We start from the raw sequence: 9,386 nt of genomic DNA on the forward strand, positions 1-9,386 counted from the left end.
ATTAATATATATGTGTTATAATGATATGAAAGAAATATGGAGGTGAGATAATGCAGCCACAGTTTAATTTGAATAATGAAAACACAAAAATTAAAGAAAAGATGAAAAATGTAAAACACAAAATAGCTGTTTTAAGTGGAAAAGGTGGAGTTGGAAAGACCACTGTTGCAGTGAACCTTGCAACAGCACTTGCAGAGAGCGGTTACAAAGTAGGGCTTCTTGACCTTGATATGCACGGTCCTAACATAGTAAGGATGCTTGGTGAAAAAAATCCATCGGTTGATGGTGAAGAGATAGTTCCTGCTGAAATTTTACCTAATTTGAAGGCACTTTCTATAGGTATGCTTGTTGAAAGTGGAAAAGCAGTTATATGGAGAGGTCCACTCAAACATTCTGCAATAAAGCAGTTTTTAGGAGATACAAAGTGGGGTGAACTTGACTTTTTAATTTTTGATTTACCACCTGGAACAGGCGATGAGGCATTAAGCTTATTCCAAACACTCGATGATCTAGATGGAGTAGTTATGGTAACCACACCTCAAAAAGTAGCCCTTGATGATGTAAGAAGGGCAATTGACTTTGTACATTCGATGAACAAAAAATTAATTGGTATAGTCGAAAATATGTCATTTGTAAGGTGCCCAAAATGCGGAGAAAAAATTGAAATATTTGGAAGTGGCGGAGGAAAAATTCTTGCAGAAGAATACAATGTAGAGCTTTTAGGACAAATTCCTCTTGATCCAAAGGCTGCAAAACTTGCAGATGAAGGAAAACCAGTCACCCTTTATATGAGAGAAAGTGAAGTCGAAGAAGAATTTAGAAAGATAGCTGAAAAGGTCGCAAAAGCTGTAGAGGTGGAATAAATGAGAATTGAGCCAACCGGGGATCCTAAGATAAAAAATGAAAATATAAAGAAGAAAAAAGGTTTAAAAGGAAAGCATAAAGTCAGTTTTTCCAGTGAAACCCCCGGTTTTTTCGATGTTTTGCTTGATGTGGAAGAGGAACAAATAAACCAAGAACTTGAGAGAATAGTAAATGATATTCTGGAGGCGGGGAACGATTTTGTTCGTTCTCCAACTCCAGATTCTTTAAGAAAATACAAAGAAAAGATAAAGAAGTTTTTGAAGCTCATTGAAAAAAAGATGTACAAGCTTGGTGGAAAAATGGATTATGCGACTAACACACCACGTCTTCATGTTATTGTCGAAGAGATTGATTCAAAACTTCAAAATCTTGCAGAGAAATTGATTTCAAGTGAGGCTGGAACAATCAATTATGCTGCAAAGGTTGAGGAAATTAATGGACTTATTCTTGATTTGTATAAGTAACAAGTAAGAGGTGAAAGTGTATGAATATTTTGGTTACAAACGATGACGGTGTAACAGCCGATGGAATACTATGTCTTGCTAGAACATTAAGCAAGAAATACAAGGTAACAGTTGTTGCTCCAGAGACTGAACAGAGTGCAGTTGGACATGCAATTACATTAAGGCTACCGCTTTGGCTTAGAAAGTTAGACATAAACGAAAACTTTGAGATATATTCTGTATCAGGGACACCAGCTGATTGTGTAAAAATGGGAATAGATGTTGTACTTGGAGAAAAACCTGATTTACTAATAAGTGGGATAAATAGAGGGAATAATTTAGGAACTGATGTTGTATATTCAGGAACTGTTAGTGGAGCACTTGAAGGTGCTATAGCAGGTGTGCCTTCAATTGCAGTTTCAAGTTATAGCTTTGAAAATCCAATGTACGAAACAGCAGCAAAGTTTATATTAGATTTTCTTGAAGAATTTGATGTAAGATCTATTCCGAGGTTTACTGCTCTTAATATAAATGTACCTTCGGTTCCATATGATCAGATTAAGGGATGGAAATTGACGCGACAGAGTAAGAGGATGTACGATGATTACTTTGAAAAACGTGTTGATCCTTCTGGAGGAAATTACTATTGGATGATGGGAACTATAATAGAAGATGATCCCGATCCAAAGGCTGATTACAAGGCTATTGCTGAAAATTATGTTTCAGTAACTCCAATAAGTGTTTTCTTAACAAATGAAGAATATTTAAAAAGATTGGAGGAAAGGTATGAAGATAAGACTATACGGTGATCCAATCTTGAGAAAAAAGGCAAAAATAGTGGAAGATTTTGAATATATTCAACAAATAAAGGAAGACTTGTTAAAGATAATGTACCTTGAAGATGGTGTTGGACTTGCGGCACCACAGGTTGGTATCTCTTTAAGATTTTTTGCAATGGATGATGGTAGCGGACCTTTAATCATTGTAAATCCTGAGATAATAGAACATTCTCAGGAAAAAGAAATTGGAGAAGAAGGTTGTTTAAGTCTTCCAGGTATATTTGAAGATGTTGAAAGGTATAAATGGGTAAAATTAAGATATCAGGATGAATATGGGAAAGTTCAGGAAAAGTTGTTTGAGGGGTACAGTGCAAGAATTGTTCAACACGAAAGGGACCATTTAGATGGAATACTCTTTATTGATCATCTGCCAACTAGCGTAAAAAGACGACTTTCTACTGAGCTTTCTAAAATAATGAGGATGAGAATGGAGGAAAAAAAGTGAATTTTGAGGATTTTAACTTGAGTGAAAAAACGTTGAGGGCAATCAACGAGAAAGGATTTGAAAATCCAACGCCAGTACAGGAAAAGGTAATACCTACACTCTTGAAAAAGGAGAAGAATTTAATAGTACAGGCAAAGACTGGAACAGGAAAGACTGCAGCATTTGGAATACCTTTAATTGAACTACTAGAAAACAAAGGATATGTTCAAGCGATCATTTTAACACCGACTAGAGAGCTTGCACTCCAGGTTTCTGAAGAGATTAATTCTCTAAAGCGAAAAAAATTAAAAATTCTTCCAATATACGGTGGTCAATCTATTCAAAGACAGATTGATCATTTGAGAAAAGGTGTAGATATAGTCGTTGGAACTCCGGGAAGAATATTGGATCATCTTGAAAGGGGAACAATAGATCTTTCAAAAGTGGATTATTTTATTTTAGATGAAGCAGATGAAATGCTTGACATGGGATTTATTGATGATGTCGAGAAAATATTAAAGAGCACATCTGATGATAAATTTTTCTTGATGTTTTCTGCAACAATTCCAAAGAGAATAATTGATCTTGCAAAAAAGTATATAAAAAATTATGAGGTTATAAAGATTCAGGATAAGCAGTTGACAACAAATTTAACGGAACAAATATATATTGAACTAAGAGAAAGTGATAAATTTGAGGCGTTGTGTAGAATAATAGACATGGAAGAAGAATTCTATGGAATGGTATTTTGTAGAACAAAAGTTGAAGTTGATACTGTATCATCAAAATTAATTGAAAGAGGATATGATGCCGAAGCACTTCATGGAGATTTCTCTCAATATCAAAGGGAAAGAGTATTAAAAAAATTCAGGGAAAAGAAGGTTAATATTCTTGTTGCAACCGATGTTGCTGCACGTGGAATTGATATAACAGGCTTAACACACGTTATTAATTATTCAATTCCTTTGAATCCTGAACATTACGTTCACAGAATAGGAAGAACAGGAAGAGCCGGGAAAGAAGGTATTGCGATAACTTTTGTAACTCCAAGGGAATATAGACAATTATTTAGAATAAAGAAGTTTTCTAACGCAAAGATAAAGGAAGGAAAAGTTCCATCTGTGGATCAGATTATTAAGACAAAAGCGAAAAAGATAAAAAAACAAGTTGTTGAAAATAATTCAAAAAAGCATGATATTTACTATGAACTTGCAAAAGAACTTCTCAATGAACTTCCTGCCGAAGAGGTTGTTGCAACGTTACTTAGTATGGGGTATAAATCTTTAAACCCAGAAAGTTACAATAATATTTCTCAAATTTCTTCAAAGAAAGAAGAAGTTGTAAGATTATTTATTGCGCTTGGAAAACAATCTGGAATTAACAAAAAGCAATTGATTGATTACATAGTTAAAAATACCGGTATATCAAGTAAAGTTATAAGTGATATTACGGTATTAGATAAATTTTCCTTTATTACAGTTCCTTACAGAGAGGCTGAAATAATTCTTTCCGTCTTTAAAAAGAGAGGACGAAGATCAATAGTATCAAAAGCAAGGGCGAGAAACTAGGAGGTGGATTTTGTGAAGAAGCTTGGTATGGTAGTTTTAGCATCTTTAATTCTTTTATCATTTGTACTCTTGTTTGCAGGAGGGGATAGTGCTCAAGGTCCAAAACTTGCCTACATTGATTCTACAAAGGTTTTACAATCATACGATAAATGGATTGACCTTCAGACAAAGTATCAGGAAGATGTTCAATTTTATCAAAAAAAGTTAAATGAACTTGCATCAGAAATAAACGATATGAAAGAAAAAGGTGCAGCAGCTGATTTAATAAATGCAAAAGTTGCAGAGTACACTCAAAAACAAAAACAATACTCTGACTTGTTAAACAGTGAATACCAGAGAAAGTTTGCAGAACTTGAACAGGAAATACTTCAAAAAATAGCAGAATATGCAGAGATAATGGGATATGATTTTGTATTTAATAGCAAGACAATGGCATATGGAAATTCAAAATACGATATTACCGCTCAATTTATTGAATATTTAAAAAGTATGGCACAATAAAAGGTAATATGGAGATAGTATGTAAGGATGTAAAAAAAAGATTCGGTAGAAAACAGGTTTTAAATGGTATAAATTTAAATGTTAGAACAGGTGAAGTGGTAGGCTTGCTGGGACCAAATGGTTCCGGCAAGACTACTTTATTTAATATTATACTTGGTGTAGTTATTCCAAGCTCTGGGAAAATCTATTTAGGTGAAAAAGATATTACAAAAATTCCTATCCATAAAAGGGCAAAGCTTGGTATAACTTATCTTCAACAAGAAACATCAGTTTTTAGACAATTATCCGTTGAAGATAATTTAAAGCTTGTTATTGAATACCATGATAAAGACGTGAAAAAAATACCAAAACTATTAAAAGAATTTGGAATAGATTCGTTAAAGGATCAATATGCGTTTTATCTTTCAGGTGGTGAAAAAAGAAGACTCGAACTTGCAAGAATGATGACCCTTTCTCCAAAGTTTTTGTTGCTTGACGAGCCTTTTGTTGGTATAGATCCAAAAACAGTTAAAGAAATACAAAAGATGGTTATATCATTAAAAGAGCGCGGGATTGGTATAATTATAACGGATCACAGCGTGGATGCATTAAAAGATATTGTCGATAGATTATATGTAATACACAAAGGTGATACAATTGCAAGTGGACAACCAGAAGAAGTTTTAAACGATGAAACTGTAAAAGAAGTTTATTTGGGGGGGTAGTTATGAAAATCATTTTAAGCTTAATTTTTTCTATTTGGGGACTTTTTGCGCCTGAAAGTGTTGTTGTAGATAACAGTGGTGGATATTTTATTTCAAATATGGGGAAATTATATGTAAAAGATGGTAATGTTCTCTATCAATCAAAAGAAAAGAATGAATATATTTTGTCTCTTGTTGATCCAAGAGGCCTCTATTTGAATGGAAAAGATTTGTGGATTGTTGATTTTGATAGGTTAATTAAATATGATTTAAGTAGTAAAACATATAAAAGTTATTTTGCTACTTTTCCAAGGTACTTAAATGATGTTACTATGTATGAAGGAAAAGTTTATGTTACTGACACTTACGGTAACTCTGTTTATATCTTAGAGAATGATAAATTAAATGTTGTCTTTAATATTTTAAGACCAAACGGTATTACAACTGATGGAAAATATTTGTATGTCATTTCTTTTGAAAATCCTGCAGTGGTTTATAAATGTTCTAAAGAAGGTGTTGTTGAAAGCTTTACACTTTCAGATGTTAAAGGTGGAGATGGAATCTTTTTTGCTGATGATTTATTTTTTGTTTCAGGTTACAACTCCAAGAATGTAGTTGTATATGATAAGGATTGGAATAAACTACTTGAAAAGAAAGGTTTTTCATCGCCTTCAGATCTGTATTATAAGGATGGATATTTATATGTTCCCGATATGAAAGATGGGAAAATTTATGTATTTCAGGTTAAAAAGGAGAAAAGTAAATGAGTTATAGCTATCTTGTAAGGTTTAAAAAGCTTGGCCCATATAGATTTGTAGCAGGACTTGATACAATTACTATGATTGAGAGGACTTTTAGAAGAACAAATTTAAAATTAACTTTTACGGAAGGTTTTCATCCAAAACCTAAATTTTCATATATTGATCCAGTTTCAACGGGTATAATCGATCTTGCGTTTTACGTAAATATAAATCTTGAAGAGGACTATGATCCGCAAGTTGTTTATAACGAAATTACAGCGGTTCAGCCACTTCATTTGAAAGTAGATAGTGTAACTAAGAACTTTTTAAATTTATCAAAAATAGAAAAATATGAATTTTTAGTTTTTGTAAAAAAGCCTTTTGATTTTGATGCGACTAAAGTTATTGAAAAGAAAACAAAACGAGGGATACGGCAAATTAGCCTGGATGTTTTTGAAAATGTAAGAAAATTTGAAAAAAAGGATTATGTTGTGATAAACTATATTATTAGGAAGGAAAATACTTTTAATCCATATCTTTTTTCAGATAAAGTTTTTCTTGCGATAAGAAAAGAAGCTTATATTCAAGATAATGCTCTTTCTCTTCTTTTTGAAAGGGGTGCTTAAATGAAAAAAATATTAGTGATAGATGATTCCGAGGTTTTAAGAAAAATTACATCCTTTAATTTAAAGAAAGCAGGCTTTGAAGTTTATGAAGCAGTTGATGGTGTTGACGGTCTTGAGAAAATGAAAGAAATAATGCCGGATTTGATAATTCTAGATATTATGATGCCAAGGCTCGATGGTTTTGGAGTTTTAAAGGAAAAAGGTCAAGACGATTCTATTAAGGATATCCCGGTTATAATCTTAACTGCAAAGGGCGGTAGTGAGGATGAAAGACTTGCAAAATCTCTAGGTGCAAAAATGGTAATGACCAAACCATTTAGTCCTTCACAACTAATTGAAGAAGTTAAGAGGTTGATTGAAAATGATTAAAAGATTACAAGAAATTTATGAAAGACTCTGTGAAATTTCTGGTAAAGAATCCAAAATTTTCGAATCAGAAGAAAAACTATTGAATGCAATAGAAGAAGAAATAGAAAAAATAAATGCAGAAATTTTGACGTACAAGCAAGAGCTTGAATCTTCAACTATTTTAATTGAGAGTCAACTTGAAGAGATAACAAGGCTATATGAGGAAATTTCCACACTTTTTGAAATTAGCAAAATTATTGCCTCTAATATTGAGACAAAGCAGATTTTAAGACCTATACTTTATACATTAAAGAAGGCAATTGGATTTAAATGTGGAATAATTTCTCTAAATTTTGATGGAAAGGTTGTAGAAACAGTTGGAACATGCCCAGAAAATATTGACCAGCTTCTTAGTGAGAATGCAAAGGAGGTTTCTTCTGAGACAGTAATTAAAGAAAGATGTGAAAAATTAAACGGTGAAAGTATAATTTTTAAATATATTTCAACTACATCTGATGAAAAAAGTGGTTATCTATTATTTGTTGGAAAAGAAAGTGGTTCTATTTTTACAGCAGGGGATAAAAAGATCGTAGAATCTACGGCTCAGCAGATTTCAGGGAGTATTGAAAGAGAAATAGCATTAAAAGAAGAAATTGAAAGAGAAAGATTAAACCAACAGATAGAAATTGCTAGAAATATTCAATTTAACTTCTTTCCAAAGAAATTCCCACATGATGATAATTTTGATTCCTTTGGTGAAAGCACGCCAGCAATACATGTTGGAGGAGATTATTTTGATGTCTTTATAAAAAATGACTTTTTATTTGGAATTGTTGCGGATGTGTCTGGAAAAGGGCTTCCCGCATCTTTAATTATGTCTTCTATGAGAAGTGCTTTTAAATCTTTGATAGAAAGTACTGATGGAGATTTAAAAAGAACGTTTAATAGTTTAAATAACATGGTTTCTGTAGATGTTGGAGAGGATAGATTTGTAACGTGTGTTTCTTTTAAAATATCAAGAGATGGTGTTCTTGAAGTAATAAATGCAGGTCATGATCCACTTTATATAGTAAATTCTTCTTCCATATCTAAGGTTCAATCTACAAATACTCCTCTTGGAATGTTTGAGGATATGGATTTTGAGGTTCAAACATTTAAACTTTCTAGTGGTGATTTAATTTTTGCATATACGGATGGAATTCCTGAAGCAAGGAATTTAAGTGGCGAAGAATATGATTTTGAACGCCTTGAGAGAATTTTAAAGAAGGTATATCTTTTATCTGCAAAGGAAATAATATACAACGTTGAGAATGATGTTTTTAGATTTTCTCAGGGTGCACCGCAGCACGATGATATGACCTTACTTGCTATTAAATATTTTAATTAGGAGGTGTATTGATGGTAGATGTAGGTTCTTTAAGTAAGGGAATGTACATAAAGTATGAAGGAGAAATTTACAGGGTAATTGATGTAAACAAACATTTTAGGGCAAGAGGATCAGGCTTGATTAGAACAAAACTTAAAAATATGTCTACAGGACTTGTAAGGGAAGTAAATTTCAATAGTGGTGAAAAAGTAGAAGAAGCGGAAATTACGTTTAGAAAAGCTTCCTATATATATAACGACGGTGAAAAGTATTACTTTATGGATAATGAAACGTTTGAACAATATGGTATCCCTGTAAGTGATATAGAAGAAGAAAAAAATTATTTGGTTGAAAATACAGAAGTGGATTTGATAATGCATGATGGCAAACCGATTGGAATACAACTTCCAACAAGTGTTGTCCTTGAAGTTGTAGAAACGGAACCAGGATTTAAAGGAGATACAGTTTCTGGTGGAGGAAAACCTGCTGTTTTGGAAACAGGATTGAAGATAACTGTCCCATTCTTTGTTGAAAAAGGTCAAAAAGTAAGGGTAGATACAAGAACTGGTGAGTACATAGAAAGGGCATAAGAAGGAGGGTGAGCCCATGGATTTTGAACAAGGAAGTATAAATATTAGTGATGAAGTTTTAAAAGAAATAGCATTTAGAAGTTTTTTAGAAGTTCTTGATCTGTCTGCAGATGATAAAGATGCAAAAAAGTTAAAGAAAAATATTGAAATTGAAAGGACACCGGATGATAACGTAATAGTAAATGTCAAGACTGTAGCTCCATATGGAAAGAGTTTGGTTGAATTTGGAAAGAAAATTATGCAGAATATTTCAGAAAATATTCAGAGAATGACGGAACTTCAAGTATCTGCAGTTAACGTTTCTATCATTGATGTAGTTGAAAAAATAGAGCCGGCAGAGGAGGAAGAATAATTGATAAAAAGGCGTCATAAAATGCGCGAAAGTGTTTTTAAA

At 32.7% G+C, this 9,386-nt stretch carries 13 protein-coding genes; all 13 read left to right on the forward strand.

Annotated features, from left to right (window positions below; translation table 11 throughout):
• Positions 1–50: 50 nt before the first annotated feature.
• Genes JG780_RS09345 through JG780_RS09405 form a run of 13 tightly spaced genes read left to right on the forward strand, consistent with a single transcriptional unit; the run spans position 51 to position 9,344 of the window.
• On the forward strand, positions 51–863 hold the full coding sequence (locus JG780_RS09345; protein ID WP_004100944.1) for an Mrp/NBP35 family ATP-binding protein: 813 nt from the start codon (positions 51–53) through the stop codon (positions 861–863).
• Positions 864–1,328 carry a YaaR family protein gene (locus JG780_RS09350; protein ID WP_004100942.1) on the forward strand — a complete coding sequence of 155 codons (465 nt, stop codon included), beginning with the start codon at positions 864–866 and terminating at the stop codon, positions 1,326–1,328.
• 20 nt (positions 1,329–1,348) lie between these two features.
• A complete protein-coding gene (gene surE / locus JG780_RS09355) occupies positions 1,349–2,116 on the forward strand; it encodes a 5'/3'-nucleotidase SurE (protein ID WP_004100941.1) in 768 nt (255 codons plus the stop codon).
• Complete coding sequence (def, locus tag JG780_RS09360) at positions 2,094–2,591, forward strand: peptide deformylase (RefSeq protein WP_004100939.1); 498 nt, start codon at positions 2,094–2,096, stop codon at positions 2,589–2,591. The genes surE and def overlap by 23 nt, the downstream gene beginning before the upstream one ends.
• Positions 2,588–4,138 carry a DEAD/DEAH box helicase gene (locus tag JG780_RS09365; RefSeq protein ID WP_004100937.1) on the forward strand — a complete coding sequence of 517 codons (1,551 nt, stop codon included), beginning with the start codon at positions 2,588–2,590 and terminating at the stop codon, positions 4,136–4,138. Before def ends, JG780_RS09365 begins: the two co-directional genes overlap by 4 nt.
• A gap of 12 nt (positions 4,139–4,150) precedes the next feature.
• Positions 4,151–4,639, forward strand: coding sequence for an OmpH/Skp family outer membrane protein (locus tag JG780_RS09370; RefSeq protein WP_287570296.1), 489 nt, complete (start codon positions 4,151–4,153; stop codon positions 4,637–4,639).
• An 8-nt stretch (positions 4,640–4,647) separates the two neighbouring features.
• Positions 4,648–5,343 (forward strand): LPS export ABC transporter ATP-binding protein, encoded by a 696-nt coding sequence (lptB, locus tag JG780_RS09375; protein ID WP_287570297.1) that lies wholly within the window; start codon positions 4,648–4,650, stop codon positions 5,341–5,343.
• Positions 5,344–5,345: 2 nt separating this feature from the next.
• The gene (locus JG780_RS09380) at positions 5,346–6,089 is read left to right on the forward strand and encodes an NHL repeat-containing protein (RefSeq protein WP_287570299.1); all 744 of its coding nucleotides are present in this window, start codon (positions 5,346–5,348) and stop codon (positions 6,087–6,089) included.
• A complete protein-coding gene (locus tag JG780_RS09385; RefSeq protein WP_004100930.1) occupies positions 6,086–6,688 on the forward strand; it encodes a TIGR03936 family radical SAM-associated protein in 603 nt (200 codons plus the stop codon). Before JG780_RS09380 ends, JG780_RS09385 begins: the two co-directional genes overlap by 4 nt.
• On the forward strand, positions 6,689–7,057 hold the full coding sequence (locus tag JG780_RS09390) for a response regulator (RefSeq protein WP_012579907.1): 369 nt from the start codon (positions 6,689–6,691) through the stop codon (positions 7,055–7,057).
• Positions 7,050–8,423, forward strand: coding sequence for a PP2C family protein-serine/threonine phosphatase (locus JG780_RS09395; RefSeq protein WP_287570301.1), 1,374 nt, complete (start codon positions 7,050–7,052; stop codon positions 8,421–8,423). Before JG780_RS09390 ends, JG780_RS09395 begins: the two co-directional genes overlap by 8 nt.
• 11 nt (positions 8,424–8,434) lie before the next feature.
• Positions 8,435–8,992 (forward strand): elongation factor P, encoded by a 558-nt coding sequence (gene efp / locus JG780_RS09400; RefSeq protein ID WP_004100925.1) that lies wholly within the window; start codon positions 8,435–8,437, stop codon positions 8,990–8,992.
• A gap of 16 nt (positions 8,993–9,008) precedes the next feature.
• Positions 9,009–9,344, forward strand: coding sequence for an Asp23/Gls24 family envelope stress response protein (locus tag JG780_RS09405; protein ID WP_287570303.1), 336 nt, complete (start codon positions 9,009–9,011; stop codon positions 9,342–9,344).
• The last annotated feature ends 42 nt before the right edge of the window (positions 9,345–9,386 follow it).

The organism is Thermosipho sp. (in: thermotogales) (genome assembly GCF_020054775.1).
GTDB classification, from domain to species: Bacteria; Thermotogota; Thermotogae; order Thermotogales; family Fervidobacteriaceae; genus Thermosipho; species Thermosipho africanus.